This window comes from Streptomyces sp. NPDC088733 (genome assembly GCF_044751185.1).
GTDB lineage: Bacteria > Actinomycetota > Actinomycetes > Streptomycetales > Streptomycetaceae > Actinacidiphila.
Genome location: NZ_JBIVLH010000005.1, coordinates 307,966 through 334,429 on the forward strand (window position 1 = coordinate 307,966; position 26,464 = coordinate 334,429).

Below are 26,464 nucleotides of genomic sequence, written 5' to 3' on the forward strand. Positions count from 1 at the left end.
GGCGTGTGCGCGGGTCTTCCGGGCGCGGCCAGGAAGATCGTTCCCGCAGGTCAGGTTAGGTTTCCCTAAGTGATCGAGCACACCGTTCGCCGGTGGGACGCCGCTTGCCTCTCGCGGATGAATTACGCAACACTGGGCTTGTGAAAAACGCGTCCGAGGCTCAGGAGGAGCAGACGACCGGGGAGCGGAGCACCCGCAACCGGGTCGCCAGGTCCGTCCTGCTCCACGGGCCGTCGACCGCTGCGGACGTGGCGGAACGGCTGGGCCTGACGCAGGCCGCCGTGCGGCGCCATCTGGACGCGCTGGTCGCCGAGGGCATGGTGGAGCCGCGCGAGAAGCGGGTCTACGGCAACCGCGGCCGGGGCCGTCCCGCGAAGGTCTTCGCGCTCACCGACTGCGGACGCGACACCTTCGACCAGGCGTACGACCAGCTCGCCGCGGACGCGATGCGCTGGATCGCCGAGTCCGCCGGCGGCGGGCCGCAGGGAGAGGCCGCGGTGTCGGCCTTCGCCCGTGCCCGGGTCGCCGCGCAGGCCGAACGCTACCGTGCGGTCGTCGAGGCGGCCGACCCCGAGGAGCGCACGCAGGCACTCGCCAGGGCCCTGAGCCAGGACGGGTACGCTGCCACGACGCGCGGCGCGCCCGCCTCCGCCGGTGAGCAGCTCTGTCAGCACCACTGCCCGGTGGCCCACATCGCCGAGCAGTTCCCGCAGCTGTGCGAGGCGGAGGCCGAGGTCTTCTCCCGCCTGCTCGGAACCCATGTACAACGGCTGGCAACCATCGCCCACGGCGACGGTGTGTGCACGACCTTCGTGCCGAAGCCCGGCCCGCAATCCCACAACGCAAGCAACGCCGGGAGGAACCCCGCATGACTGCCCCCCTGGAGACGGCTCACCCTGAACTCGAGGGTCTGGGCACCTACGAGTACGGCTGGGCCGATTCCGACGTCGCCGGTGCCGCGGCCCGCCGCGGGCTGAGCGAAGAGGTCGTACGCGACATCTCGGCGAAGAAGAACGAGCCCGAGTGGATGCTCAAGCTGCGGCTGAAGGGCCTGAAGCTCTTCGGGAAGAAGCCGATGCCCACCTGGGGTTCGGACCTCTCCGACATCGACTTCGACAACATCAAGTACTTCGTGCGGTCCACCGAGAAGCAGGCGGAGTCCTGGGAGGACCTGCCCGAGGACATCAAGAACACCTACGACCGGCTCGGCATCCCCGAGGCGGAGAAGCAGCGCCTGGTCGCCGGTGTCGCCGCGCAGTACGAGTCGGAGGTCGTCTACCACCAGATCCGCGAGGACCTGGAGGAGCAGGGCGTCATCTTCCTGGACACCGACACCGCGCTCAAGGAGCACCCGGAGCTCTTCCAGGAGTACTTCGGCACGGTCATCCCCGCGGGCGACAACAAGTTCGCCTCGCTGAACACGGCCGTGTGGTCCGGCGGTTCCTTCATCTACGTGCCGAAGGGCGTGCACGTCGAGATCCCGCTCCAGGCCTACTTCCGGATCAACACCGAGAACATGGGCCAGTTCGAGCGGACGCTGATCATCGTCGACGAGGACGCCTACGTCCACTACGTCGAGGGCTGCACCGCCCCGATCTACAAGTCGGACTCGCTGCACAGCGCCGTCGTCGAGATCATCGTGAAGAAGGGCGGCCGCTGCCGCTACACGACCATCCAGAACTGGTCGAACAACGTCTACAACCTGGTCACCAAGCGTGCCGTGGCGTACGAGGGCGCGACCATGGAGTGGGTCGACGGCAACATCGGCTCCAAGGTGACCATGAAGTACCCGGCCGTCTACCTGATGGGCGAGCACGCCAAGGGCGAGACGCTGTCCATCGCCTTCGCGGGCGAGGGCCAGCACCAGGACGCCGGCGCCAAGATGGTGCACATGGCGCCGAACACCTCGTCGTCGATCGTCTCCAAGTCCGTGGCGCGCGGCGGCGGCCGCACCTCGTACCGCGGTCTGATCGAGATCGGCGAGGGTGCCCACGGCTCCAAGTCCAACGTGCTGTGCGACGCGCTGCTGGTGGACACCATCTCCCGCTCGGACACCTACCCCTACGTGGACGTCCGCGAGGACGACGTGTCCATGGGCCACGAGGCGACGGTCTCCAAGGTCAGCGAGGACCAGCTCTTCTACCTGATGAGCCGCGGTCTGGAGGAGAACGAGGCGATGGCGACGATCGTCCGCGGTTTCGTGGAGCCGATCGCGCGCGAGCTGCCGATGGAGTACGCGCTGGAGCTCAACCGGCTCATCGAGCTGCAGATGGAGGGCTCGGTCGGCTGACGCCGTCCGCTCCGTCCACCACGAGTCGTTGCCCATGCAGGGCCCGTGAGCGAGCCAAAGGGCGCGCCGGTGCCGAAAGCGACGAGACCAAGCGACCGAGGAACGAGGGAGCGCAGTGTCGAGGAGCGTCGGCACCGGGACGAAGCGCCCGGAGGCGAGCGAACACAATAAGGCAGAAAGAGGCAGTACTACAGCCATGGCTGAAACCATCCCGGCCGCCGGTGCCACCACCGATGGGGCCATCCAGGTCGGCCAGCCCCGGGACGCCCGGGTCAGCGCGCCCGCGTCCTACGACGTGGCCGACTTCCCCGTGCCCAACGGCCGCGAGGAGGAATGGCGGTTCACCCCGCTGGAGCGGCTGCGCGGTCTGCACGACGGCACGGCCGTCGCGACCGGCGGCGGTGTCAGGGTCGAGGTGAGCGCCCCCGCGGGCGTCACCGTGGAGACCGTCGGCCGGGAGGACGCCCGGGTCGGCAAGGCGGGCAAGCCGGTGGACCGGGTCGCCGCGCAGGCGTACAGCTCCTTCGAGAAGGCCGGCGTCGTCTCCATCCCCAAGGACGCGGTGCTCACCGAGCCGGTGCGGATCGCGGTGCACGGCGAGGGCGGTGTGGCCTTCGGCCACCAGGTCGTCGAGGTCGGCGCCTTCGCCGAGGCGGTCGTGGTCATCGACCACACCGGTGACGCCACCGTCGCCGCCAACGTCGAGTACCTGATCGGCGACGGCGCCAAGCTCACCGTCGTCTCCGTCCAGGACTGGGACGACACCGCCGTGCACGCCGCTCAGCACACGGCGCTGATCGGCCGCGACGCGACGTTCAAGTCCGTCGTGGTCACCTTCGGCGGCGACCTGGTGCGGCTGCACCCGCGGGTGGTCTACGGGGCACCGGGCGGCGAGGCGGAGCTGTACGGCGTGTACTTCACCGACCAGGGCCAGCACCAGGAGCACCGCCTCTTCATCGACCACGACACCCCGCACTGCCGCTCCAACGTGGCGTACAAGGGCGCGCTGCAGGGCCAGGACGCGCACGCGGTGTGGATCGGCGACGTGCTCATCCGCGCCGAGGCCGAGGGCACCGACACCTACGAGCTCAACCGCAACCTGGTGCTCACCGACGGCGCCCGGGTCGACTCGGTGCCGAACCTGGAGATCGAGACCGGCGAGATCGTCGGCGCCGGCCACGCGTCGGCGACCGGCCGCTTCGAGGACGAGCAGCTGTTCTACCTGATGGCGCGCGGCATTCCGGCCGACGAGGCCCGCCGGCTGGTCGTGCGCGGCTTCTTCGCCGGGCTGATCCAGCAGATCGGTGTGGCGGACCTGGAGGAGCGCCTGCTGGAGAAGATCGACGCGGAGCTGGAGGCGTCCGTCGTATGACCACCGCTGGAGGCTTCGTCCGCGTCTGCGCGCTGAGCGAGCTGGAGGAGGACACGCCCAGGCGTGTCGAGCTCGACGGCGTCCCGGTGTCGGTCGTGCGCACCGGGGGCGAGGTGTTCGCGATCAACGACATCTGCTCGCACGCGAACGTCTCGCTGTCCGAGGGCGAGGTGGAGGACTGCCAGATCGAGTGCTGGCTGCACGGCTCGTCCTTCGACCTGCGCACCGGCAAGCCGTCCGGGCTGCCCGCGACGCGGCCCGTCCCCGTATACCCCGTACAGATCCAAGGGGACGATGTGCTCGTCTCCGTCACCCAGGAGTCCTGAGGCACCCATGGCAACGCTTGAGATCCACGACCTGCACGTCTCCGTCGAGGCCGAGGGCGGTCCGCGGGAGATCCTCCGCGGCGTCGACCTGACCGTGAAGCAGGGCGAGACGCACGCCATCATGGGCCCCAACGGCTCCGGCAAGTCGACCCTCGCCTACTCGCTGGCCGGGCACCCGAAGTACACCGTCACCGGTGGCACCGTCACCCTCGACGGCGAGGACGTGCTGGCCATGTCCGTCGACCAGCGGGCCCGCGCGGGCGTCTTCCTCGCCATGCAGTACCCGGTCGAGGTGCCCGGTGTCTCGGTCTCCAACTTCCTGCGGACCTCGGCCACGGCCATCCGCGGCGAGGCCCCCAAGCTGCGCACCTGGGTGAAGGAGGTCAAGGAGGCCATGGAGCGCCTGCACATGGACCCCTCCTTCGCCGAGCGCAACGTCAACGAGGGCTTCTCCGGCGGTGAGAAGAAGCGCCACGAGATCCTCCAGCTCGAACTGCTCCAGCCGAAGATCGCGATCCTGGACGAGACCGACTCCGGCCTGGACGTCGACGCGCTGCGCATCGTCTCCGAGGGCGTCAACCGGGTGCGGGAGAGCGGTGCGGTCGGCACCCTGCTGATCACCCACTACACGCGGATCCTGCGCTACATCAAGCCCGATTACGTCCACGTCTTCGCCGCGGGCCGGATCGCCGAGTCCGGTGGTCCCGAGCTCGCGGACAAGCTGGAGGCGGAGGGCTACGAGGCCTACGTGAAGGGAGGCGTATCCGCGTGACACCGCAGCTGCCGGGCCTGCTCGACACCGAGGCCATCCGCAAGGACTTCCCGGTGCTCGACCGGCTCGTCCACGACGGCAAGAAGCTCGTCTACCTGGACAACGCGGCGACCTCCCAGAAGCCGCGCCAGGTCCTGGACGTCCTGAGCGAGTACTACGAGCGCCACAACGCCAACGTCCACCGCGGCGTGCACACGCTCGCCGAGGAGGCCACGGCGCTGTACGAGGGTGCGCGCGACAAGATCGCCGCCTTCATCAACGCGCCCAGCCGCGACGAGGTCATATTCACCAAGAACGCCTCGGAGTCGCTGAACCTGGTCGCCAACATGCTGGGCTGGGCCGACGAGCCCTACCGCGTGGACGCCGACACCGAGATCGTCATCACGGAGATGGAGCACCACTCCAACATCGTGCCGTGGCAGCTGCTCTCGCAGCGCACCGGCGCGAAGCTGAAGTGGTTCGGCCTGACCGACGACGGCCGGCTCGACCTGAGCGACATCGAGCAGGTCATCACGGAGAAGACGAAGATCGTCTCCTTCACGCTGGTCTCCAACATCCTGGGCACGGTCAACCCGGTCGAGGCCCTCGTGCGCCGCGCCCAGCAGGTCGGCGCCCTGGTGCTGATCGACGCCTCGCAGGCCGCGCCGCACATGGTGCTGGACGTGCAGGCGCTCCAGGCCGACTTCGTGGCCTTCACCGGTCACAAGATGCTCGGCCCGACCGGCATCGGTGTGCTGTGGGGCCGCCAGGAGCTGCTGGAGGACCTTCCGCCGTTCCTGGGCGGCGGCGAGATGATCGAGACCGTCTCGATGCACTCGTCGACGTACGCGCCCGCGCCGCACAAGTTCGAGGCGGGCACGCCCCCGATCGCCCAGGCGGTCGGACTCGGCGCGGCCGTGGACTACCTGGCGGCCCTGGGCATGGACAAGGTCGAGGCGCACGAGCACGCGCTGACCGAGTACGCCCTGCGGCGGCTGAAGGAGGTGCCCGAGCTGAAGATCATCGGCCCGGACACCCCGGAGGGCCGCGGCTCCGCGATCTCCTTCACCCTGGGCGACATCCACCCGCACGACGTGGGCCAGGTCCTGGACGAGCTCGGCATCGCCGTGCGCGTCGGCCACCACTGCGCGCGGCCGGTCTGCCTGCGGTACGGAATTCCCGCGACCACGCGAGCGTCGTTCTATCTGTACTCCACCCCGGCCGAGGTCGACGCGCTGGTCGAGGGCCTGGAGCACGTACGGAACTTCTTCGGCTGAGGACGGACGGCGAGCCTGTGAAGCTGGATTCGATGTACCAGGAAGTCATCCTGGACCACTACAAGAACCCGCACGGACGGGGCCTGCGCGACGGCGATGTCGAGGTGCACCACGTCAATCCGACGTGCGGTGACGAGATCACGCTGCGTGTGCGGCTGGACGGCACGTCCATCCAGGACATCAGCTACGAGGGCCAGGGCTGCTCCATCAGCCAGGCCAGCGCCTCCGTGCTCAACGAACTGCTGGTCGGCCGCCAGGTCGACGAGGCGGTCAAGGTCCAGGAGGTCTTCCTGGAACTGATGCAGTCCAAGGGCAAGCTGGAGCCCGACGACGCGATGGAGGACGTCCTGGAGGACGCGGTCGCGTTCGCCGGCGTCTCCAAGTACCCGGCGCGCGTGAAGTGCGCGCTGCTGAGCTGGATGGCGTGGAAGGACGCCACCGCCCAGGCCCTGGGCGATGGCGCGGCGAAGGAGTCCGCATGAGCGACAACGCAGAGGTCATGACCACGACGCCGGCGAGCGAGGAGGAGATCCGCGAGGCCCTCTACGACGTCGTCGACCCCGAGCTGGGCATCGACGTCGTCAACCTCGGGCTGATCTACGGCATCCACATCGACGACACCAATGTCGTCACCCTCGACATGACGCTGACCTCGGCGGCCTGCCCGCTGACCGACGTCATCGAGGACCAGGCCAAGTCGGCCACCGAGGGCATCGTCAACGACCTCAAGATCAACTGGGTCTGGATGCCGCCGTGGGGTCCCGACAAGATCACCGACGACGGCCGCGAGCAGCTGCGCGCGCTCGGCTTCAACGTCTGAGCCGCACGCCCGCGCCCGCGGGCTGCGACTGCGGGACGCCGCTCCTCGGAGCGGCGTCCCGCAGTCGTATTTTCCTCGGCCCGGGCGCCGGGCCGACGGGACAACATCTCTTCAGGGCCGTGACCGCCTCGCATGTGTACGGGCGTACACATCGATGTGTACGCTCGTACGCATGGCTTACGCATTGCTGGGCGGGGCGATACTCGCCGAAGTGCTCGGGACGACCTCGATGAAGTACAGCGACGGCTTCACCCGGCTGTGGCCCTCGCTCGGCACCGCGGCCGGGTACCTCATCGCCTTCGCGCTGCTCGCGCAGACCCTCAAGACCCTCTCCGTCGGCACGGCCTACGCCATCTGGTCCGGCATCGGCACCGCAGCCATCGCGGGCATCGGCATGGTCTTCCTCGGCGAGGCGGCGACCGCCACCAAGCTGATCGGGGTCGTCCTGGTCATCGCCGGGGTCGTCGTGCTCAACCTGGGCGGCAGCCACTGATGGCCCGGCGCTACGACCCGGAGCGCCGGCAGCGCCTCATCGACGCCGCGATCCGGGTGGTCGGCGAACGCGGCATCGCCGGGCTCAGCCACCGCGCGGTGGCCGCCGAGGCCGATGTGCCGCTCGGCTCGACCACGTACCACTTCGCCACCCTCGACGACCTGCTCGTCGCCGCGCTGCGCCAGTGCAACGAGGCGTTCCTGCGCGAGACGCAGGAGCGCGGGCTGCTCGTGGCGGGCCCGGGCGGCGGCGGTGGCCATGACGACCATGGCGACCGCGACGACCTGGCCGCCGAACTCGCCCGGTTCACCGAGGAGACCGTCACCCGCGACCGCCCGCGGGCCCAGCTGGAGTACGAGCTCTACCTCGCCGCCCTGCGGCACGAGGCGCTGCGGCCCGTCGCCGCCGAGTGGGTCGACCTCATGGCGGACCTGCTGTCGGCCCGTACCGACCCCGTCACCGCCCGTGCGCTGGCCGCGCTCGTCGACGGGATGTGCCTTCAGGCCCTGCTCACCGGCCGGGACGTCGACCGCGAGGAGGCGCGCGCGATCTTCGCACGAGTCATCCGCACAGCGGAGGGCCCTCGCTGACCTATACCGGACGCGACCTGATCCGGCACCGCCCCCTGCGGCATTCGCGTCTTCACGTGATCGATTCTTGTAGAGCGTCGATCGGAGGACAGTATGAAGCAGGCGATGAAGGACATACCGAAGGTGGTGTGGCTGCTCGCGACCGGGATGTTCTTCGTCGCGGCCGTGAGTTTCACCTTCGTCTACCTCTTCGTCTACCTCACGGGCCCCCGCGGGCTCAGCACCTCGCACGCCGGCCTGATCGCCGGCGCCGGAGGCATCGGCATGGTGGCGGGCAACTTCAGCGGCGGCTGGTTCGGCGACCGCTTCGGGCACCGGCGCACGCTGATCACCGGCATGGTGGTGTCCGGTCTCGGCCTCGCCGCACTGCCCGTGATCCCGACCGGCGCCCTCGCGATCGTCTTCCCGCTGGCCCAGTACGGAACCGGCGTCACCCGCGCCTCCAACTCGGCGCTCATCGCCTTCTCCGTTCCCGAGGGCTCCCGCCGCCAGGGCTTCGCGCTGCTGCGCTTCATGGCCAACCTCGGCGTCACCGTCGGCCCCCCGCTCGGCGCGCTGATCGCCACCACCACCTCGTACGGCTGGCTCTTCGTCGCCGACGGCCTCGGCATGCTCGCGTTCGGCGTCTACGCGCACTTCATCCTGCCCGCCAACGGCAACCACCGGGAGAAGACCCGGCCCCCCGCCGACGCCCCCGGCCTGTGGGCGGCGCTGCGGGCCAGGCCCGCGGTGCTCCTGCTGCTCGTCGCGATCCTGGTCGCCGACACCATCTACCGCCAGCAGTACTCCACCCTCCCGGTGTTCCTGTCCGACCACGGCATCGGCACCGGCGTCTACGGCGCCCTCATCGCCATCAACGGCGGCCTGGTCATCCTCTTCGAGCTCCCCGTCACCGTCGCGCTGCGCCGCCGCGCCCCGCTGCCGATCATCGCCGGCGGCATGGTGCTCGTGGGCGCCGGGTTCGGCGTGCTCTCGGCCGGGCGGTGGTACATCGCCGTCGCGGTCGTGATGATGATCCTGCTCACCGTCGGCGACATCCTCTACAAGTCGCCCTCCACCGCATACGTCGCCGACAACGCCCCAGACCACCTCCAGGGCCGCTTCCAGAGCATGTACGCCGGCGCCTCCATCAGCGGCGTGGTGCTGGCCGCCCCCCTCGGCGGCGTCCTGTACGAGCGTGCGCCGGGCGCCCTGTGGCCGCTGTGCGCGGTGCTCGGCATCGCCGCCGGCCTCGTGGTCTTCGCCGCCCACCGGCTGCCGGGCGCGCGGGCCGCCGCCGCGGAGCCGGACGCGGTCACGGCGACGACGCAGTCCTGAGGCCGCCGGCCGCCCGGTCCGGATGGCGGGCCGGTTGGGCAGGCGGGGGGAGCAGCGACTAGCGTTCGGGACATGACTGACACGACCGCCACCTCCCGTGCCACCGGTGCCGTTGCCACGGGCCTCGCCACGATCGCCGACGACGGGACCGTTCTCGACACCTGGTTCCCCGCGCCCGAACTCGTCGCGGCGCCCGGCCCCGCGGGGACGGAACGGCTCAGTGCCGAGCAGGCGGCCGAACTGCTGGGCGGGGCGGCGCCGAAGGCCCTCGGACCCGACCCGCGCCGCGGCGTCGAGGTCGTCGCGGTCCGCACGGTGATCGCGTCGGCCGACGACAAGCCGCTGGACGCCCACGACGCGTACCTGCGCCTGCACCTGCTCAGCCACCGCCTGGTGACGCCCAACGGCCAGAACCTGGAGGGCATCTTCGGCCTGCTGGCCAACGTCGCGTGGACCTCGCTGGGGCCGGTGCCGGCCGGCGGCATCGAGCGTGCCCGCCTCGCCGCCCGCGCGGAGGGACTGCACCTGTCCGTCTACGGTGTCGACAAGTTCCCGCGGATGACCGACTACGTCGTCCCCTCCGGTGTCCGTATCGCCGACGCCGACCGCGTCCGCCTCGGCGCGCACCTCGCCTCCGGCACGACGGTCATGCACGAGGGCTTCTGCAACTTCAACGCCGGCACGCTCGGCACCTCCATGGTCGAGGGCCGCATCAGCCAGGGCGTCGTCGTCGGCGACGGCTCCGACATCGGCGGCGGAGCCTCGATCATGGGCACCCTCTCCGGCGGCGGCAAGCAGATCATCTCCATCGGCGAGCGCTGCCTGCTCGGCGCCGAGGCGGGCATCGGCATCTCCCTCGGCGACGACTGCGTCGTCGAGGCCGGCCTCTACATCACCGCGGGCACCCGGGTCACCCTCCCCGACGCCACCATCGTGAAGGCCTCGGAGCTCTCCGGTGCGAACAACCTGCTCTTCCGCCGCAACTCCACGACCGGCACGGTCGAGGTCCTGCAGCGCAACGGTTCCTGGGGCGGCCTGAACGCGGCCCTGCACAGCCACAACTGACGCCCGCCGGCGGGATAACCGCGCATCGCCGAGTGCCCTCCCGCGGTCCTGGAACAGCCCGGGGGGCACTCGCGAGCCCGCGAGCACTACGCCCCCACGGGCGCCGGCTCGGGCGGCGGCTCGGGCGGCGGGGTCCGGGTACCGGGGATGCGGACGACCGCCTCGGTGCCCCGGACTCCGGCAGGGCGCAGCGTCACCGTACCGCCGGCCTGCTGGACGGTCTTCGCCACGATGGCGAGCCCGAGACCGCTGCCCGGCAGGCTGCGGGCCGACGGCGAGCGCCAGAACCGGTCGAACACATGCGGCAACTCGTCGGCCGGAATGCCCTGCCCCTGGTCGCGCACCGACAGCCGGCCGTCGCTGAGCCGCAGGCTCACGGTGCCGCCCGCGGGCGAGAACTTGACGGCATTGTCGAGCAGGTTCACCACCGCCCGTTCCAGGGCGGAGGATTCGGACAGTACGTACCATTCCTCCAGCTCGCTGCTGAACTCCAGCCTGCTCCCGCGGGGTCTCACCCGCTCCAGGGCGCGTCTCGCCACCTCGTGCAGGGCCACGACGTGGAGGAAGCTCTCGCCGGGCCTGACGTCGGGCCGCGAGAGCTCCTGCAGGTCGGCGATGAGTGACGCGAGTTCCCCCACTTGGGACTCCACGGAGCGGAGCAGGTCGTCCTCGGCATTCTCCGGAAGCTTCCGGCCCGTCGTACGGCTCCTGATCAGCAGCTGGGTGTTGGCGCGCAGCGACGTGAGCGGAGTACGCAACTCGTGCCCGGCGTCGGCGATCAGCTGCTGCTGGCGGTCGCGCGAGGTGGCGAGAGCCTCGGTCATGTCGTTGAAGCTCTTGGACAGTCGGGCGACCTCGTCGTCGCCCTCCACGGGAATGCGCACGGTCAGGTCGTGAGTACGGGCGATGTGCTCCGCGGCATCGGTGAGGTGCTTCACCGGCCGCAGGAAGGCCCGGCTGATGCCGATCCCGGCGGCGGCCGCCGCGACCACCCCGACTCCCGCGAAACCGAGCAGGAAGAGGGCGAGAGTGCCCAGCGGCTGGTCCACGACATCGAGGGACTGCGCCACGGACACCGCGCACAAGCCCGCCGGGTCCTCCCGGGGCGCCGTGGCCGGAACGCGCATCCCCATGAACACCGCGCACAAGCGCGTCAGGTCCTCCGGGGGCGCTGTGGTCAAAACGCGCATCCTCCGCCCGTCCTCGGACACGGCGTTGTGCATCGCGGATTCCAGAGTGCCGCGCGCGACCGCGAGATCACTCGCGTCGATCGCGATCCTCTTGCTGCCGGCGTCGACGCACACCCTTCCGTCCGCGGTGACGACCTGGACCACGTAGGGGCTGGGCGCCGCGAAGCGCTGACCGGTGTCCGGCCGGGCGCACTCCTTCAGCAGTTGCCCGACGAACCGGGGCGCCGCCTGCACGTTCCGCAGGTTCGAGTCCAGCTGGCCGGTCAGCTGCTGGCGCGTGATCAGCCAGGACGCCACGGCGACGGCGCTCACGGCGACAGCGACGGCGACGGCGGCGGACAGTCCGAGTCGCAGCCGCAGGGTCAGACGCCGGAATGGGTTCTTCATCTGAGCCGGTCCCCCGTGTTCACTTCATGGCCCTCGGCGCGAGAGCAGGCACCCGGCGCCGTGACAGCCCACCGGGCCGGCGCCGGACTACCGGAGTCCCCCGCGCCCGCGGGGCGGTGGCGTGCGCCGCGGCCCGCGGGTCCTCCTTCGCGTGGCCAGACCGTACGACGCGAAGATGAGAGCGACCTGAAGGGTCACGCCCACACCTCCGCTGCCGCGGTGACGCGACGCCAGGAAGCTGTCGGGAGGTGTTGGCATGCGGGGCGGCCCGCGGGGGCCCGCGCGCCGCTTCCCCGGGGGACGGTTGCGGTAACGGCGGGTGACGGAAGGGGGAAGCGCACCCAGGGGGCGCGGACGCGTCTAGGCTGGGTCTGCGCGCGAACGCGCCCCCCGCACACCGCTGTATTGGAGACACCGTCATGGCCGCTGACCGCCTCGACCTGCCGCCCGTGAGGCTGCTGCCCGAGGACGAGCTGGCGCGGCTCGCGCTCGCCGTGCCGCTGCTGGACCGGGCGGTGCGCCTGGCCCGCTGGTCCGCGCCGCACGTCCTCGTGGACGCCATGGGAGAGCTGGCCGCGGAGGACTTCGCGCGGGCGGTGCGCGAGCTGGGCCTGGAGGACGCCCCCGACGGGCCCGCCGAGACGGCGCAGGCGTGGGGCGTGGCGGTCGACGCCGGCCTGGTGGACCTGGACATCGAGGAGCCGGACGACAGCGCCCCGGCCGCGGAGCGCGTGGCGGCGCTGGACGAGCCGGCGGGCCGCGCGGTGCCCGGCGAGGCGCTGCGGGGCGTGGACGAAGGGGCCCCGCGGGAGGTGCTGGAGCTCTGGCTCACCGCGGTGGAGACGGCGCTGTCCGAGGCGGCGGCGCCCGACCTGGAGGGCCTGATGGACGAGCTCGGCCCCGAGGGCGAGGTCGACCCGGAGACCCTGGACTGGGACCCGGAGGAGGAGGCCGAGTTCCTGGACGGGGCGCTGGCCAACCTCTACCTCTTCGGCGCCATGGAGGACGGCGGCGAGGGGCAGGACGCGGTCCCGCTGCCCGTGCTGGCCGCCTCCCTCGTCGTCCCGGAGGACGTGGAGGAGCCGAGCGACGACCTCCTGGAGGACGTCACCGAGGTGATGATGCGCCTCGACGACCACTTCCGGCTGCTGACCACCACCGGGCTGATCGACTACACGCCGCTGGACGAGGCGCTGATCGAGGAGGCGGAGTCCGAGGAGGAGTCCGGGGCCGTCCCGGCCGGGGCCGACGACCCGCAGGAGATCGGGCCCGAGGAGGTCTCCCGGTACGGCCTGGTGCGGCTGACCCCGCTCGGTGTGTTCGGGGTGCGCGCCCGCATGCTGGAGGCCGGTCTGCAGGCCCCGGCCGCCGGCGACCTGGCGGAGCACCCGGCGTCCGTCCTGCTGGAGGCGCTGTTCGGGTACCCGGACCACATCGCCCGCCGCGAGGCCGACCACTGGCTCGCCCGGCGCAAGCCGTACGAGGCGGCCCGCGAGCTGCTGGACGCCGCGCGCGGCGAGGACCGCGGCGCGCCCGGCCGCCGGCTGGTGGCCCAGCAGACGCTGAGCCTGCTGGGGGACGAGGCCGAGCCCGCCCTGCGCGAGGTGCTGTCCGACCGCGAACTCGGCGGTCTGGCCCGGGTGTGGCTCACGGAGCGGGACGCGTCCGACGTGCCCGCGCCCGACGAGGACATGATCTTCTGGCTGACCATCGACACCATCGCCGCCCAGCTCGACGCCGACGACGACCCGGAGTTGCTGCGCGAGCTCGTCACCGACCTGGTGGCCCGGCACGACGGCTTCTTCTCCGCGGCCTGGCGCGTCGACCACCCCGCCACGGCCGACGTCCTGGAGGCGATGGGCCGGCTGCACCCGGACAAGCGCCTGGCCAAGGACGCCCGCAAGGCGGCCTTCAAGGCGCGTTCGTCGGGGACCGCCACCTCCTGATCGCCGGGCGGCGGCCCGAACGCCTCGGGGAATGGGCGACGGGACGTCGCCCGCAGTTCAACTCCCGTTGGCCGCAGGGCGCGAGCGTGAGGTGCGGCAGAGAAGAGACCTTGTGGCCCGAGGAGAGTAACGATGCCGCTCACTCGCAGAGACTTCGCCAGGCGCACTGCCATGACGGGGGCCGGCGTCGCGCTGGCGGGAACCGTCGACGTTCTCGCCACCGCCCCCGGGGCCCTCGCGGCCGGGGCGCCCGCCACCGCCGAGGCGGCCGGGACGTCCCGGCACCACGGGCACCTGGGCTACGGCGAGCTGGTCCCCGACCCCAAGGGCGTGCTGGCGCTGCCCAAGGGCTTCTCGTACCGGATCATCACCCGTACCGGCGTCACCACCCTGGAGTCCGGCGAGTCCACGCCCTCCAACCACGACGGCACCGCCACCTTCGAGGGCCTGCGCGGCGCCACCCTGCTGGCCAACAACCACGAGCTGGCCGGTGCCCGCGCCGACTGGCCGCACCCGGTGCCGCTGACCGAGGGCCTGGTCTACGACTCCGGCGCCGCAGGCGGTGTGACCGTCGTGGAGGTCGCGGCGCACGGCGGCCATGTCGCGGAGTGGGTGGGCGTCGCCGGCACCGCCACCAACTGCGCGGGCGGCAGCACCCCGTGGGGCACCTGGCTGACCTGCGAGGAGACCGAGGACAAGGCCGGCACGCACGGCTTCCTCAAGGACCACGGCTATGTCTTCGAGGTCGATCCGTACGACCGCCGGGCCAACCGCGACCCCAAGCCGGTCAAGGCGCTGGGCCGGTACGCGCACGAGGCGGTCGTCGTCGACCCCAAGCGCGGCCACCTCTTCCTGACCGAGGACGCCTCGAACCCCAACGGCCTGCTGTACCGCTGGACCCCGCCGGCCGGCTTCCACCACGGCCGCGGCAAGCTGCGCGGCCTGTCGGAGACGGCCGGTGTGCTCCAGGCCTTCAAGTGCTTCGACTCCGGCGGCCGGTTCGTCGACGACCTGTCCCGTGCCACGCGGATCGGCACCGTCTACGGCGTGGACTGGGTGGACGTCCCGGAGCGCGACGGCAGGACCACCTCGGTGCGCAAGCAGTTCGCGGCCGGCGCGGTCACCCGCGCCCGCAAGCTGGAGGGCATGTGGTGGGGCGACGGCGGCGTCTACATCGTCTCCTCCTACGCCCGTGAGGAGAGCCCCGGCACCGCGCACGACGGCGCCGTCTGGTTCTACGACCCCAAGCGCCGCACCCTGACCCTGAAGGTCCTGCTCGGCGTGAACGCCGACCCGTCGGCGGACGGCGCTTTCGACGGCCCGGACAACATCACGGTCTCGCCCTACGGCGGTCTGGTCATCGCCGAGGACGGCGCGGGCGTCCAGCACCTCTTCGGGGCCCTCGGCGACGGCCGCACCTACCCGATCGCGCGCAACGAGCTGAACATCGGCACCGAGGAGGAGCCGGAGTACAGCGAGTTCACCGGGGTGACCTTCTCGCCCGACGGCAGGACGCTGTTCGCCAACATCCAGGAGCCGGGCATCATGCTGGCCATCACCGGCCCCTGGCGCCGCCAGGGCCGCGGGGGCGCCTGCTGAGGTCCTGCCGCCCGCGTGGCGCCCGGTGCTCCGTGAACCGCACGGAGCACCGGGCGCCCGCGCGGTCAGAGCGCCTGCGCGGCCGGCTTGACCATGCCCTTCACCGTGCGGGAGTCGACGAACTCGCCCATCGCCGTCATCTCCCACTCGCCGGAGAACTGGCGGATGAACTTCGCCATCATCACGCCCGTGCGCGCCTCGCCGCCGGTGAGGTCGAAGCGGACCAGCTCCTCGCCCGTGGTGGCGTCCATCAGCCGGCAGTACGCCTTGGCGACCTGGTTGAACTTCTGGCCGGAGAAGGAGTTCACGGTGAAGACCAGTCCGGTGACCTCCGGCGGCAGCCCGCCGAGGTGGACGGTGATCGCCTCGTCGTCGCCCGCGCCCTCGCCGGTGAGGTTGTCGCCGGAGTGCTGGATCGCGCCGTTCAGGATCGTGAGCCGGCCGAAGTAGCAGGACTCGATGTGGTTGCGCTGCGGCCCGTACGCGATGACCGAGGCGTCCAGGTCGATGTCCTTGCCGCGGTAGGCGGGCTCCCAGCCCAGCCCCATGCGGACCGTGGCCAGCAGCGGCTTGCCGCCCTTGACCAGGGAGACGGTCTGGTTCTTCTGGAGGTTGACCCGGCCCTTGTCGAGGTTGATCTTGCCGCTGCCGGGCGGCGCGGGGGGTGCCGGCGGCATCGGGGGAGCGGGCGGCTGCGGAGCCGTGGACGGCGCCGGGGGCGGGGGCGGGGGCGCCACGGCGGGAGCCGGCGGTGCCTGCGGCGCGGCGGCGGCCGCCGCGGGCGCCTCGTCCACGCTGACGCCGAAGTCGGTGGCGATGCCGGCCAGTCCGTTGGCGTACCCCTGGCCGACCGCGCGGACCTTCCAGACCCCGTTGCGGCGGTAGATCTCGACCACGACGAGGGCGGTCTCCGTGCTGAGCTGCGACGGGGTGAACGTGGCGATCACGGCGCCGCTGTCCGCGTCGCGGACCGTGGCGGTGGGCTCGGTGCCCGCGAAGGTCGCCCCCGCGGCATCGGGGCTCGCCGTCACGACGATCTTCTCGATCTCCGCCGGGACGGCTACGGTGTCGACCGTGATCGCGTCGGGGGAGGCGCCGGCACCGGACCGGTACGTGACACCGGGGCCGGAGGGCTGGTTGTAGAAGACGAAGTCGTCGTCGGAGCGCACCTTGCCGTTGGCGGCGATCAGCAGGCCCGACACGTCCAGCCGCACGGGCGCGGAGACCTCCACTGCCACGCGCGCTGCGGAGAGCGGCACATTCGAGCCGGGTGTCATTGCGGTCATGCCCGCATAACGATCGTTCCGGGTTTACGGTTCCATTACCGAACGGAGTTTTCACGTGTCACGCATTGTGGTCATCAGCGGGGGCGGTACGGGCATCGGACTGGCCGTCGCCGAGGCCTTCGCCGGCGGCGGGGACCAGGTGGTGCTCATCGGGCGGCGCAAGGAGACGCTGGACGCAGCGGTCGCCCGGCTGGGGGAGGACACGGCCCTGGCACTGCCCGCGGACCTGACCGACGAGTCGGAGGCGGAGCGGGTCCGCGACACGCTCGCCGAACGCTTCGGCCGGGTGGACGTCCTGGTCAACAACGCGGGCGGCAACGTGGCCCTGAACGCCGGCGAGCAGACCCTCGCGGAGGTGTGGACGGGCAACTTCCGGGCCAACGTCCTGACCGCCGTGCTGCTGACCGAGGCACTGCGCGACCTGATCGCCGACGACGGCCGGGTGCTGCTGCTCAGCTCCATCGCGGCGATCCGGGGCGGCGGTTCGGGCTCCTACGGCGCGGCCAAGGCGGCCCTGCACCCGTACGCCTACGACCTGGCGGCGGAGCTGGGCGGGCGAGGTGTCACGGTCAACGTCATCGCCCCCGGCTTCATCGACGACACCGGGTTCTTCGGCGGCCGGATGACGGACGAGCGGCGTGCGGTCCTGGTCGGCCAGACGCTGAACGCCCGGGTCGGCGTCCCGCAGGACGTCGCCTCCCTGGCGCACTGGCTGGCCTCCCCGGGCGCGGGCCACGTCACCGCGCAGATCCACCAGGTCAACGGCGGCGCGGAGCGCGGCCGCTAGTCCCGCCGCGATCGGGCCGGGCCTTCGGTGAAGGCCCGGGTCCGGTGCGGGTCCCGGACGGCACCACCGCCCGCAGGTCCCGGCCTTCCCCCGGGCGGCCCGGAGAGGGCCTACCCTGGCCGCGTGATCAATGGTGGGCACATCGTCATCCACAGCCGTGACGCGGAGGCGGACCGGGACTTCTTCAGGGACGTGCTGGAGTGGCCGCACGTCGACGCGGGAGGCGGCTGGCTGATCTTCAGGCTTCCGCCCGCCGAGCTCGCGGTGCATCCCACGGACGGCCCGGGGGCGCAGCAGCTCTACCTGATGTGCGACGACGTCGAGGCGACCGTGGCCGGCCTGGCGGCGAAGGGCGTGGAATTCACGGGGCCGGTCACCGACGCGCGCTGGGGACGGGTGACCGGGTTCCGGCTGCCGGGCGGCGGCGAGGTGGGGCTGTACGAGCCGTTCCACGAGCGGGCCACCGACGGGTGAGCACATCCGGGCGGCAGGATGCCCGCGGCCGGTGGGGTCAGTGCGGCCACATCGGCGGGTGCGTGGTGAAGTGGCCGCCCAGGTGGGCGTGGTCGGGATTGGCGGGGTCGAGCTCGCCCTGCTCGGCGATGAGCCGCGCCGCGTACGGCTCGGAGTCGTCGCGGGGCTCGTAGCCCAGGGCGCGGGCGCCGGACAGGTCCCACCACAGGCGGGTGTTGGCGGAGCTGCCGTACACGACCGTGTGGCCGACGCCCTCGGCGGTGAGGGCGGCGTGGAAGAGCCGGGCGCCGTCCTCCGGGCTCATCCAGACCGAGAGCATGCGCACCGAGGTCGGTTCGCGGAAGCAGGAGCCGATGCGGACGGAGACCGTCTCCAGTCCGTGCAGGTCCCAGTAGAGCTGGGCGAGGTCCTCGCCGAAGCCCTTGGACAGCCCGTAGAAGGTGTCGGGGCGGCGCGGGGTGTCGACCGGGATGAGGGGGTCGTCCCCGACCGGGCGGGGGGTGAAGCCGACGGCGTGGTTGCTGGAGGCGAAGACGATCCGCCGGACGCCCTCCTCGCGGGCGGCCTCGTAGAGGTGGTAGGTCCCCTCGATGTTGGCCCGGAGGATCTTCTCGAAGGAGGACTCCAGGGAGATGGCCGCGAGGTGGACGATGGCGTCGACGCCGCGCACCGCCTCGCGCAGGGCCTTCCGGTCGGCGAGGTCGGCGATGATGGCCCCGGGAGCGCCCTCGACGGGTGCGGCGTCGAAAAGGCGCAGGTCGTAGCCGTAGGCGGGGAGCAGTTCACGCATCAGGGTGCCCAGGCCGCCCGCGGCGCCGGTGAGCAGGATCGTGCGGGGAGCGGGCATGCGCGGGTCTCCTCGGTCGTGTGGTCCACGTCCATGGACGTCATTCATAAGCATGGACACGCTAGAGAGCCCCTGTGGAAGCGTCAAGAGTCCACCACCAGCGGCTCTCTTCCTTGACCCCTCTATATGTGCTGCTTTAGCGTAAACGCGTTCATGAATATGGACGTGGATCAGATGAGCGCACAGTCGCTGCCAGCCTGCAGGGAGAACGCGATGACCGAAGCCGTCTCACTCGCCGAGCGCCTCGACGGACTGCTGTTCTTTCCCGTGACGCCCTTCGCGCCGGACGGAGCCGTGGACCTGGAGGCCTTCCGCGCGCATGTGCGCGCGGGGATCGAGGCGGGCGCGGGGGCGGTGTTCGCCTGCTGCGGCACCGGGGAGTTCCACGCGCTGACGCCGGAGGAGTTCCGGGACTGCGTCGCCGCGGCCGTCGAGGAGAGCGCGGGCCGGGTGCCCGTCGTGGCGGGCGCCGGCTACGGCACCGCCCTGGCCCTGCGGTTCGCCCGGCTCGCCGAGCAGGCGGGCGCCGACGGGCTGCTCGCGATGCCCCCCTACCTCGTCGTCGCCGACCAGGCCGGACTGCTGCGGCACTACGCCGCCCTGGCCGCCGGCACCTCCCTGGACGTCATCGTCTACCAGCGCGACAACGCGGTGTTCACCCCGGCCACGGTCACCGAACTCGCCCGCATCCCGCGGATCATCGGCCTCAAGGACGGCGTGGGCGACCTCGACCTGATGCAGCGCATCGTCAGCGCCGTCCGCAGCGCCGTGCCGGACCGCGACTTCCGCTACTTCAACGGCCTGCCCACCGCCGAACTCACCGGCCTCGCCTACCGGGGCATCGGCGTCACGCTCTACTCCTCCGCCGTCTTCTGCTTCGCCCCCGAGATCGCCCTCGCCTTCCACCGGGCCCTGACCACCGGCGACGACGCCACCGTGCAGCGGCTCCTCGACGGCTTCTACCGGCCCCTGGTCGAACTGCGGCAGCAGGGCCGCGGCTACGCCGTCTCCCTGGTCAAGGCGGGCGTACGGCTGCGCGGTCTGGACGTGGGCGAGGTGCGGCCGCCGCTGTCGGAGCCGGCCCCGGCGCACGTGAAGGAACTGGCCGAGCTCATCGACCGCGGACTCGCCCTGCTGGGCGAGGACTGACCGCCCGCGCGCGGCCGCCCCGGACCTCCAGCCAACCTCGCGCCAAGGGAGCCGAGTTGAGAGCCTCCACGTTCGTCTACCCCTGGGACGTCGTCGGTGACCCGGACGCCGCCGAGCGCCTGGCCGCCCTCGGTGTCCAGCAGGTCACCCTCGCCTCCGCCTACCACTCCACGCGGGCCCTCACCCCGCGCCACCCCGCCCGGCGCGTCGTCACCGCCCGGCACGCCGCCGTCCTCTACCCGCCCGACCCGGTGCACTGGGCCGGGCGGGCGCTGCGGCCGTACACCCAGGACTGGGCAGGTGCCGCCGACGCCTACGCCGAGGCGGCCGCCGCGCTGCGTGCCGCCGGGCTGGCCGTGCACTCCTGGGTCGTCCTGGCGCACAACTCCCGTCTCGGGGACGAGCATCCGCGGGTGAGCGTGCGCAACGCGTACGGCGACCGCTACCCCTGGGCGCCGTGCATCGCCCAGCCGGACGTACGCGACTACGTGGTCGCGCTCGCCGCGGAGGCCGCCGTCCGCCCCGGCACGGGGACGGAGGGCACCGAACTGGAGTCCTGCGGCTGGTACGGCTTCGCGCATCTGCACGCCCACGACAAGACCGGCGGCATACCGCTGCCCGGGGCCGCGCAGTACCTGATGTCGCTGTGCTTCTGCACCGCGTGCGAGGCCGGTTACGCGGGCCTCGGCGCCGACACCGCCGAGCTGCGGGCGGCCGTGCGCGGCGCGATGGCACCGGTCTGGGCGGGGGAGTGGACGCCGGGCCCCGACGAGTGGGCCGACGTCGCGGACCTGCTGGGCCCGGACCTGGCGGCGCTCACCCTGGCCTGGCGCGGCGCGGTCGCCCGGGACGTCCAGCAGGCCGCCGTAGCGGCGGTCCGGGCGGCCGCGGCCCCCGGCTTCCAGGTGCTGCTGCACGCCGACCCCCACCCGCACCGCTGCGGCGCGAACGCGGGCGTCGACCCCGCGCACGTACTGGCCCACGCCGACGGTCTCGTGCTCCCCGCCACCGGACTCCTCGCGGCCTGCGTGCCGCACGCCCGGCCCGGCACCGTCCTGGCCGCGAACTTCCCCGTGGTCTCGGGCATGGGCGGCAGCCCGCACACCCTGGCCGCGGACGCCGCCCGGGCCGCGGCCGCCGGGGCGACGGAACTGCGGCTGTACCACGCCGGCCTCGCCTCCTCCGCCGACCTGGCACTGGTCCGGACCGCCCTCGCGTCGGTGGTGTGACGTGGAGGCCGAGGACGTCATGGACTTCCTGGTCGAGCACCGGGCCCCCGGCGTCACGCCCGGATACGTCGCCGAGCAGCTCCTGTCCATGTCGTGGATCGTCGCCGCCGGGGACGTGGCGCGCATCGCCGAGGCGGGGCCCCTCAAGGAGTGCTTCCCCTCCATGGCGGCCGACATCGACGCGTGGACGGCGAGAGCCGAGCCCGCGTACGAGAGGCTGCGGAAAGGCACCTTCTTCGAGTTCTTCGAGCGCGGCCCGTCCTGAACTTCTGCGGGACCGCCGCCCTGCTCAGCGCGTCCTCAGCGTGTCCGCCAGCCAGTCGAGGACGACCTCGCAGTGCTGCTGCGGCGCCATCGGGGAGCAGTGCAGCTGCGCCCCGGTGGCGGCCGTCAGCTTCACGTAGTCCTTGGGGGCGGTGAGCCGGTCGTACAGGTCGCGCGGCTGCCCCGGGTAGAACTGCTCGAAGTCGTAGTCGAGGACCAGGGTGGGCGCCGTGATGCGGCCCACCACCCCGCTGACGTCCAGGGCCCGGACGCGCCGCGCGGGAGTGGAGAAGTCGGTGAACATCCGCCCCGCGCGGGCGTCGAGCATCGCCCGGACGGAGAAGGGCTCCATGCGCTTCCGCAGCGTCGCGGCGTCCTCGGGGGAGAGCGCCGGGACGACCTCCTTGTTCCACAGGGTGTTGGTCTCCCGCGGGTCCGGGGTGAGGATCCTGCGGATCTCCGCGGGGAAGCCCAGCCAGGGCCGCAGCACACCGGGCATGGCCGCCAGGGCGGCGATCCGCGGCTCGAACGCGGCGGCCCGGGGCGCGAGAGCGCCCGCCATGCTGAGCCCGGTGAGGGCGATCCGGCCGGTGTCCACGTCGTCCCGGGCCGTCAGCCAGTCGACGAGCGGGCCGACGACCGTCTCCCAGCGCGGCGTGAACACCACCTGGTCCACGAAGAGCAACTGGCCCTGCCCCGGGCCGTCGTACACCAGGGCGTTCCAGCCGCGCTCCAGGGCGGCCGCCGCACCGTAGGTCCACATGTCGACGTTCTGGCCGTCGCTGCCGTTGGTCAGGATCACGGTGGGCCGCCGCCGCGCCGAGGTGTCCGGGCGGAAGAACCACACGGGCATCGGCGTCCTCCCGTACGGGACCCGCGCGGTCACCGGAGCCGGGTCGCACAGCGAGCAGAAGGTGTCCCAGGCGTCCCGCCCGGCCCGGTACAGCCGCTCCTCACGGCCCGGGTCGTCGGAGCCGAGCACGAAGAACAGCGCCTGCCCGTAGTACTGGGCGGCCCGCAGGGCGCGGGAGCGGGTGGTCCGCCGGTCCGGCGCGGGCCCCTCGGGCGCCTTCGTCAGCCGGTCGCCGAGCGCTTCGAACACGGCGGTCCAGCTCCGCGCGGAGGGACCGGCCTCGTTGATCGCCCGCACGGCGGTCAGCACCTCGCCCACCTCGGCCGCGCCCTGCCCCGAAGCGCCCAGCGCGAGCAGCGCGTTGAAGTTGAGGTCCGGGTCCTCGACGAGGGTCATCACGCCGGGCGTCGGGCCGCCCGCCGAAGGCGAGCCGGACGGCCCGGCACCTTCGGGGGACCTCGCCGCGGACGAGGCGCCCAGGGGCGTGCACCCGGCGGACAGCAGGGCCCCCGCGCCGCCGGCCAGCGCCGTCAGGGCGGCGCGCCGGGCGGGGGCGGCGGCGCGGTCCGCGTCCGGCGATACGTGCGTCATGCCTGCCGAACGTAGAAGCCGTACCGCCGGGCCCCGCCCCACCACACCGGCCGTTCCCCCGAACGGCCCGTCACCGTCCGCGCCGGCCGGACCCATTGACGGGCCCCGGACTCCGTCCTACCGTCGTCGTACGGGCATGTCATATATGAGACCTCGTACATGAGACCCGGGTGAGAACGGAGAGCCGTCCCATGGACCTGCTGGCCGGTGCGGCCCCGACCCCCATCCCGTCCCGCACGCAGGTGGTGCTGGAGGCGATCAGGCACGGCATCCTGACCGGACGGCTGACACCGGGGCAGGCCCTGGTCGAGACCGAACTCGCCGAAGGGTTCGGGGTGTCCAAGACCCCTGTCCGGGAGGCCCTCAAGACGCTGGCAGGCACCGGGCTGGTGGTGATGAGCCAGTACAAGTGCGCGACCGTGCGCACGGTCGACGCGGAGACGGCGCACCAGGTCTACGACGTGCGCCTCCTGCTGGAACCGCAGGCGCTGCGCCGCACCGTGGCCCGCCGCGCCCCGCTCGACGCCGCCCACGAGGCACTGGAGCGGGCGGACGCCGCCGCCGACCGGGCCGAACGGTCCCTGGCCAACCGGGACTTCCACGGGGCGCTGTACGGGCCCTGCGGCAATCCGCTGCTGGCCCGGGTCCTCGACGACCTCCGCGACCAGGCGGCGCTGGTCTCGGCGGCCGCCTGGCAGCGCAACCCCTCCTGGGAGCGGGAGGCCCGCGAGCACCGGGACATCCTCGCCCGCGCCCGGGCAGGCGACGCCGAGGGGGCCGCCCGCCTCCTGCACGACCACATGGCGGGCTTCGTCGCGCGCGCCTTCCCCGACGGCGCCACCGCCTGAACCGCACCCCCCCCGCGCCGGACCGGCCGCTCCTCCGACCGAAGGGCAACCCCATGTCGTTCGCAGCGCAGTCCGCCGCCCTCGCCGAGGTCGTCGCGATCCCGGTGACCCCCTTCGACGCGGACGGCGGCGTGGCCCGCGACACCTACCGGGCGCTGCTGCGGCGGCTGTTCGACAGCGGGGTGCGGACGGTCACGCCGAACGGCAACACCGGGGAGTTCTACGCCCTCGACCCGGGCGAGCGCCGCCTGGTCGTGGAACTCACGATGGCCGAGGCCGACGCGGGCACGCGGGTCGTCGCCGGCGTGGGACTCGACCTGCCCACCGCGGTGGCCGCCGCGCGGCACGCACGGGACGCCGGCGCGCACATGGTGATGGTGCACCAGCCGGTGCACCCGTACGTCTCCCCGGACGGCTGGGTGGAGTACCACCGCGCCATAGCGCAGGCCGTCCCGGAGACCGGCGTCGTGCCGTACGTCCGCGACCCGGGCCTGGACGGCGAGCGCATCGCCCGGCTGGGGGAGTTGTGCCCGAACGTCGTCGGGGTGAAGTACGCGGTACCCGACCCCGCCCGCTTCGCCGCGGTGGCGCGGGACGCGGGGCTGGACCGCTTCACCTGGGTCGCGGGCCTCGCTGAGCTGTACGCGCCCGCCCACTGGGCGGTCGGCGCGACCGGCTTCACCTCGGGCCTGGTCAACGTGGCGCCGCGGCTGTCGCTGGAGATGCTGCGCGCGCTGCGCGCCGGCGACCACCCGGCGGCCATGCGGGTGTGGGAGGAGATCCGGGAGTTCGAGGGACTGCGCGCCGAGGAAGGTTCCGCCAACAACGTGTCCGTGGTGAAGGAGGCGCTGGCGGCACTGGGCGTGTGCCGCCGCGACGTGCGCCCGCCGAGTCACCCCCTCACGGCGTCCCGGCGCGCGAGGGTCGCGGCCCTGCTGGCCGGCTGGGGGGTCTGAGCCGTGAAGAAGCCGGAGGAACTGCGCAGCCACCGCTGGTACGGCACGGACGGACTGCGCTCGTTCAGCCACCGGGCCCGCACCCGCCAGCTCGGGTACCTCCCGCAGGAGCACCTGGGCAAGCCGGTGATCGCGGTCCTCAACACCTGGAGCGACATCAACCCCTGCCACGTCCATCTCCGCGACCGCGCCCAGGCGGTCAAGCGCGGGGTGTGGCAGGCGGGCGGCTTCCCCCTGGAGTTCCCCGTGGCGACGCTGTCGGAGACGTACCAGAAGCCGACGCCCATGCTCTACCGCAACCTGCTCGCGATGGAGACCGAGGAGCTGCTGCGCTCGTACCCCGTGGACGGCGCGGTGCTGATGGGCGGCTGCGACAAGTCGACGCCCGCGCTGCTCATGGGCGCCGCCAGCGCCGGCCTGCCGGCCGTCTTCGTCCCCGCCGGGCCGATGCTGCCCGGCCACTGGCGGGGCGAGGTGCTCGGCTCCGGCACCGACATGTGGAAGTACTGGGACGACAAGCGGGCCGGGCTGATCGGCGACTGCGAGATGGTCGAACTGGAGAGCGGCCTCGCCCGCTCGCCGGGCCACTGCATGACGATGGGCACCGCCTCCACGCTCACCGCCGCCGCGGAGGCGCTGGGCGTGACGATGCCCGGGGCCTCGTCGATCCCCGCCGTGGACTCCGCGCACGACCGGATGGCGGCGGCCTCCGGCATGCGGATCGTCGACCTGGTGCGCCAGGACCTGCGGCTGCCGGCGGTCCTGACCCGCGAGGCGTACGAGGATGCGGTGGCCACCGTGCTGGCCCTCGGCGGCTCCACCAACGCCGTGATCCACCTGATCGCGATGGCCGGGCGCAGCGGGGTCCGGCTCACCCTGGACGACTTCGACCGCGTCGCGCGCACGGTCCCGGTGCTGGCGAACGTCAGGCCCGGCGGCCGGTACCTGATGGAGGACTTCCACTTCGCGGGCGGCCTGCCCGGATTCCTGACCCGGCTGCGGGACGCCGGGCTGCTCCACCTCGACCGGCCGACCGTCGCGCACACCACCTTGCGCGAACAGCTCGCGGGCGCCCTCGTCCACCACGAGGACGTGATCCGCCCGCTGGACGACCCGCTGGCCTCCGAGGGCGGCGTCGCCGTCCTGCGGGGCAACCTGTGCCCGGACGGCGCGGTCATCAAGCACATCGCCGCCGAGCCGCGCCTGCTGAAGCACACCGGCCCGGCCGTCGTCTTCGAGGACTACCGCGCCCTGCAGCGCACCATCGACGACCCCGGCCTCGGCATCACCGAGGACAGCGTCCTGGTGCTGCGCGGCTCCGGTCCGCTGGGCGGTCCCGGCATGCCGGAGTACGGGATGCTGCCGATCCCCCGCCGGCTGCTGGAGAAGGGCGTGCGGGACATGGTGCGGATCTCCGACGCCCGGATGAGCGGGACGAGTTACGGCGCGTGCGTGCTGCACGTCGCACCCGAGTCGCACATCGGCGGCCCGCTCGCCCTCGTCCGCACCGGGGACCCGGTCACCCTCGACGTCGGGGCGCGCCTGCTGCGCCTGGAGGTCGACGACGCCGAACTGGAACGCCGCAGGGCGGGCTGGCAGGCGCCCCCGCCGCGCTTCGGCCGCGGCTACGGCGCGCTGTACCAGGATCAGATCACCCAGGCCGACACCGGCTGCGACTTCCGCTTCCTGGCCCGGCCGGGAGACGTGCCGGAGCCGTACGCGGGCTGACCGGCCCCGCCCGCACCCGTTCGAAGGAG

The 26,464-nt window shown here is 72.4% G+C and carries 26 protein-coding genes; 22 read left to right on the forward strand and 4 right to left on the reverse strand.

The annotated features are described in order from the left end of the window. The first annotated feature begins 140 nt into the window (after window positions 1-140). The 12 genes from ACIP64_RS12190 (at window position 141) to dapD (ending at window position 10,301) form a co-directional block, all read left to right on the forward strand. On the forward strand, window positions 141-872 hold the full coding sequence (locus tag ACIP64_RS12190) for a metalloregulator ArsR/SmtB family transcription factor (RefSeq protein ID WP_360912235.1): 732 nt from the start codon (window positions 141-143) through the stop codon (window positions 870-872). Continuing rightward, window positions 869-2,290, forward strand: coding sequence for a Fe-S cluster assembly protein SufB (gene sufB / locus ACIP64_RS12195; protein WP_319661204.1), 1,422 nt, complete (start codon window positions 869-871; stop codon window positions 2,288-2,290). Before ACIP64_RS12190 ends, sufB begins: the two co-directional genes overlap by 4 nt. Window positions 2,291-2,486: 196 nt before the next feature. Next, window positions 2,487-3,662 carry a Fe-S cluster assembly protein SufD gene (sufD, locus tag ACIP64_RS12200; protein WP_360912240.1) on the forward strand — a complete coding sequence of 392 codons (1,176 nt, stop codon included), beginning with the start codon at window positions 2,487-2,489 and terminating at the stop codon, window positions 3,660-3,662. Then, a complete protein-coding gene (locus ACIP64_RS12205) occupies window positions 3,659-3,988 on the forward strand; it encodes a bifunctional 3-phenylpropionate/cinnamic acid dioxygenase ferredoxin subunit (RefSeq protein ID WP_401584501.1) in 330 nt (109 codons plus the stop codon). The genes sufD and ACIP64_RS12205 overlap by 4 nt, the downstream gene beginning before the upstream one ends. A gap of 7 nt (window positions 3,989-3,995) precedes the next feature. Continuing rightward, the gene (sufC, locus tag ACIP64_RS12210) at window positions 3,996-4,760 is read left to right on the forward strand and encodes a Fe-S cluster assembly ATPase SufC (RefSeq protein WP_360912244.1); all 765 of its coding nucleotides are present in this window, start codon (window positions 3,996-3,998) and stop codon (window positions 4,758-4,760) included. Next, complete coding sequence (locus tag ACIP64_RS12215; RefSeq protein WP_401584504.1) at window positions 4,757-6,016, forward strand: cysteine desulfurase; 1,260 nt, start codon at window positions 4,757-4,759, stop codon at window positions 6,014-6,016. Before sufC ends, ACIP64_RS12215 begins: the two co-directional genes overlap by 4 nt. Before the next feature lie 17 nt (window positions 6,017-6,033). Continuing rightward, window positions 6,034-6,498 carry a Fe-S cluster assembly sulfur transfer protein SufU gene (gene sufU, locus ACIP64_RS12220; protein ID WP_360912250.1) on the forward strand — a complete coding sequence of 155 codons (465 nt, stop codon included), beginning with the start codon at window positions 6,034-6,036 and terminating at the stop codon, window positions 6,496-6,498. Further along, window positions 6,495-6,836 carry a metal-sulfur cluster assembly factor gene (locus tag ACIP64_RS12225; protein ID WP_360912253.1) on the forward strand — a complete coding sequence of 114 codons (342 nt, stop codon included), beginning with the start codon at window positions 6,495-6,497 and terminating at the stop codon, window positions 6,834-6,836. The genes sufU and ACIP64_RS12225 overlap by 4 nt, the downstream gene beginning before the upstream one ends. 172 nt (window positions 6,837-7,008) lie before the next feature. Beyond that, window positions 7,009-7,329 carry a DMT family transporter gene (locus tag ACIP64_RS12230; RefSeq protein WP_401584508.1) on the forward strand — a complete coding sequence of 107 codons (321 nt, stop codon included), beginning with the start codon at window positions 7,009-7,011 and terminating at the stop codon, window positions 7,327-7,329. Beyond that, complete coding sequence (locus ACIP64_RS12235) at window positions 7,329-7,919, forward strand: TetR/AcrR family transcriptional regulator (RefSeq protein ID WP_401584511.1); 591 nt, start codon at window positions 7,329-7,331, stop codon at window positions 7,917-7,919. Before ACIP64_RS12230 ends, ACIP64_RS12235 begins: the two co-directional genes overlap by 1 nt. A 105-nt stretch (window positions 7,920-8,024) precedes the next feature. Next, a complete protein-coding gene (locus ACIP64_RS12240) occupies window positions 8,025-9,236 on the forward strand; it encodes an MFS transporter (protein ID WP_401584513.1) in 1,212 nt (403 codons plus the stop codon). 72 nt (window positions 9,237-9,308) lie between these two features. Next, window positions 9,309-10,301 carry a 2,3,4,5-tetrahydropyridine-2,6-dicarboxylate N-succinyltransferase gene (dapD, locus tag ACIP64_RS12245; RefSeq protein WP_401584515.1) on the forward strand — a complete coding sequence of 331 codons (993 nt, stop codon included), beginning with the start codon at window positions 9,309-9,311 and terminating at the stop codon, window positions 10,299-10,301. A gap of 86 nt (window positions 10,302-10,387) precedes the next feature. On the opposite strand, the gene ACIP64_RS12250 is transcribed toward dapD, so the two are convergent. Next, window positions 10,388-11,878 (reverse strand): ATP-binding protein, encoded by a 1,491-nt coding sequence (locus ACIP64_RS12250; RefSeq protein WP_401584518.1) that lies wholly within the window; start codon window positions 11,876-11,878, stop codon window positions 10,388-10,390. A gap of 419 nt (window positions 11,879-12,297) precedes the next feature. Between ACIP64_RS12250 and ACIP64_RS12255 the strand changes: the two genes are divergently transcribed. Both ACIP64_RS12255 and ACIP64_RS12260 read left to right on the forward strand, forming a co-directional pair. Further along, window positions 12,298-13,824, forward strand: coding sequence for a hypothetical protein (locus ACIP64_RS12255; RefSeq protein WP_401584520.1), 1,527 nt, complete (start codon window positions 12,298-12,300; stop codon window positions 13,822-13,824). Window positions 13,825-13,956: 132 nt separating this feature from the next. Beyond that, entirely contained in the window at window positions 13,957-15,423 is a 1,467-nt protein-coding gene (locus ACIP64_RS12260; protein ID WP_401584522.1) for an alkaline phosphatase PhoX, read from the forward strand. Between the two features lie 65 nt (window positions 15,424-15,488). Here the strand turns inward: ACIP64_RS12260 and ACIP64_RS12265 are convergent, their stop codons facing one another. Further along, window positions 15,489-16,700, reverse strand: a complete 1,212-nt coding sequence (locus ACIP64_RS12265) for a TerD family protein (RefSeq protein ID WP_401584762.1) — start codon at window positions 16,698-16,700, stop codon at window positions 15,489-15,491. 64 nt (window positions 16,701-16,764) lie between these two features. Between ACIP64_RS12265 and ACIP64_RS12270 the strand changes: the two genes are divergently transcribed. Together ACIP64_RS12270 and ACIP64_RS12275 are read left to right on the forward strand one after the other, a co-directional pair. Beyond that, window positions 16,765-17,496 (forward strand): SDR family NAD(P)-dependent oxidoreductase, encoded by a 732-nt coding sequence (locus ACIP64_RS12270; RefSeq protein WP_401584524.1) that lies wholly within the window; start codon window positions 16,765-16,767, stop codon window positions 17,494-17,496. A 123-nt stretch (window positions 17,497-17,619) separates the two neighbouring features. Continuing rightward, window positions 17,620-17,970 (forward strand): VOC family protein, encoded by a 351-nt coding sequence (locus tag ACIP64_RS12275; protein ID WP_401584527.1) that lies wholly within the window; start codon window positions 17,620-17,622, stop codon window positions 17,968-17,970. A gap of 37 nt (window positions 17,971-18,007) precedes the next feature. On the opposite strand, the gene ACIP64_RS12280 is transcribed toward ACIP64_RS12275, so the two are convergent. Beyond that, window positions 18,008-18,817 carry an NAD-dependent epimerase/dehydratase family protein gene (locus ACIP64_RS12280; protein ID WP_401584530.1) on the reverse strand — a complete coding sequence of 270 codons (810 nt, stop codon included), beginning with the start codon at window positions 18,815-18,817 and terminating at the stop codon, window positions 18,008-18,010. A 213-nt stretch (window positions 18,818-19,030) separates the two neighbouring features. Between ACIP64_RS12280 and ACIP64_RS12285 the strand changes: the two genes are divergently transcribed. The 3 genes from ACIP64_RS12285 to ACIP64_RS12295 are packed head-to-tail and all read left to right on the forward strand — an operon-like array spanning window position 19,031 to window position 21,460. Beyond that, window positions 19,031-19,966, forward strand: a complete 936-nt coding sequence (locus ACIP64_RS12285; RefSeq protein WP_401584532.1) for a 5-dehydro-4-deoxyglucarate dehydratase — start codon at window positions 19,031-19,033, stop codon at window positions 19,964-19,966. Between the two features lie 56 nt (window positions 19,967-20,022). Continuing rightward, a complete protein-coding gene (locus ACIP64_RS12290) occupies window positions 20,023-21,195 on the forward strand; it encodes a hypothetical protein (protein WP_401584535.1) in 1,173 nt (390 codons plus the stop codon). Between the two features lies 1 nt (window position 21,196). Continuing rightward, window positions 21,197-21,460 (forward strand): hypothetical protein, encoded by a 264-nt coding sequence (locus ACIP64_RS12295; protein WP_401584537.1) that lies wholly within the window; start codon window positions 21,197-21,199, stop codon window positions 21,458-21,460. Window positions 21,461-21,484: 24 nt separating this feature from the next. Here the strand turns inward: ACIP64_RS12295 and ACIP64_RS12300 are convergent, their stop codons facing one another. After that, complete coding sequence (locus ACIP64_RS12300; RefSeq protein WP_401584539.1) at window positions 21,485-22,903, reverse strand: alpha/beta hydrolase family protein; 1,419 nt, start codon at window positions 22,901-22,903, stop codon at window positions 21,485-21,487. Between the two features lie 191 nt (window positions 22,904-23,094). Between ACIP64_RS12300 and ACIP64_RS12305 the strand changes: the two genes are divergently transcribed. From ACIP64_RS12305 to araD, 3 genes are read left to right on the forward strand one after another with little or no spacing between them, the layout of a single operon-like run. Continuing rightward, the gene (locus ACIP64_RS12305) at window positions 23,095-23,751 is read left to right on the forward strand and encodes a GntR family transcriptional regulator (RefSeq protein WP_401584765.1); all 657 of its coding nucleotides are present in this window, start codon (window positions 23,095-23,097) and stop codon (window positions 23,749-23,751) included. A gap of 53 nt (window positions 23,752-23,804) precedes the next feature. Further along, the gene (locus ACIP64_RS12310) at window positions 23,805-24,707 is read left to right on the forward strand and encodes a dihydrodipicolinate synthase family protein (protein WP_401584541.1); all 903 of its coding nucleotides are present in this window, start codon (window positions 23,805-23,807) and stop codon (window positions 24,705-24,707) included. Window positions 24,708-24,710: 3 nt separating this feature from the next. After that, window positions 24,711-26,435 (forward strand): L-arabinonate dehydratase, encoded by a 1,725-nt coding sequence (araD, locus tag ACIP64_RS12315; RefSeq protein ID WP_401584544.1) that lies wholly within the window; start codon window positions 24,711-24,713, stop codon window positions 26,433-26,435. Window positions 26,436-26,464: the final 29 nt, after the last annotated feature.

Excerpts from the sequence above, each read along its gene's own strand:
- sufB (WP_319661204.1), top strand. The coding sequence starts at position 869 with ATGACTGCCCCCCTGGAGACGGCTCACCCTGAACTCGAGGGTCTGGGC.
- sufD (WP_360912240.1), top strand. The coding sequence starts at position 2,487 with ATGGCTGAAACCATCCCGGCCGCCGGTGCCACCACCGATGGGGCCATC.
- ACIP64_RS12205 (WP_401584501.1), top strand. The coding sequence starts at position 3,659 with ATGACCACCGCTGGAGGCTTCGTCCGCGTCTGCGCGCTGAGCGAGCTG.
- sufC (WP_360912244.1), top strand. The coding sequence starts at position 3,996 with ATGGCAACGCTTGAGATCCACGACCTGCACGTCTCCGTCGAGGCCGAG.
- ACIP64_RS12225 (WP_360912253.1), top strand. The coding sequence starts at position 6,495 with ATGAGCGACAACGCAGAGGTCATGACCACGACGCCGGCGAGCGAGGAG.
- ACIP64_RS12230 (WP_401584508.1), top strand. The coding sequence starts at position 7,009 with ATGGCTTACGCATTGCTGGGCGGGGCGATACTCGCCGAAGTGCTCGGG.
- ACIP64_RS12235 (WP_401584511.1), top strand. The coding sequence starts at position 7,329 with ATGGCCCGGCGCTACGACCCGGAGCGCCGGCAGCGCCTCATCGACGCC.
- ACIP64_RS12240 (WP_401584513.1), top strand. The coding sequence starts at position 8,025 with ATGAAGGACATACCGAAGGTGGTGTGGCTGCTCGCGACCGGGATGTTC.
- dapD (WP_401584515.1), top strand. The coding sequence starts at position 9,309 with ATGACTGACACGACCGCCACCTCCCGTGCCACCGGTGCCGTTGCCACG.
- ACIP64_RS12250 (WP_401584518.1), bottom strand. The coding sequence starts at position 11,878 with ATGAAGAACCCATTCCGGCGTCTGACCCTGCGGCTGCGACTCGGACTG.
- ACIP64_RS12255 (WP_401584520.1), top strand. The coding sequence starts at position 12,298 with ATGGCCGCTGACCGCCTCGACCTGCCGCCCGTGAGGCTGCTGCCCGAG.
- ACIP64_RS12260 (WP_401584522.1), top strand. The coding sequence starts at position 13,957 with ATGCCGCTCACTCGCAGAGACTTCGCCAGGCGCACTGCCATGACGGGG.
- ACIP64_RS12265 (WP_401584762.1), bottom strand. The coding sequence starts at position 16,700 with ATGACACCCGGCTCGAATGTGCCGCTCTCCGCAGCGCGCGTGGCAGTG.
- ACIP64_RS12280 (WP_401584530.1), bottom strand. The coding sequence starts at position 18,817 with ATGCCCGCTCCCCGCACGATCCTGCTCACCGGCGCCGCGGGCGGCCTG.
- ACIP64_RS12285 (WP_401584532.1), top strand. The coding sequence starts at position 19,031 with ATGACCGAAGCCGTCTCACTCGCCGAGCGCCTCGACGGACTGCTGTTC.
- ACIP64_RS12300 (WP_401584539.1), bottom strand. The coding sequence starts at position 22,903 with ATGACGCACGTATCGCCGGACGCGGACCGCGCCGCCGCCCCCGCCCGG.
- ACIP64_RS12305 (WP_401584765.1), top strand. The coding sequence starts at position 23,095 with ATGGACCTGCTGGCCGGTGCGGCCCCGACCCCCATCCCGTCCCGCACG.
- ACIP64_RS12310 (WP_401584541.1), top strand. The coding sequence starts at position 23,805 with ATGTCGTTCGCAGCGCAGTCCGCCGCCCTCGCCGAGGTCGTCGCGATC.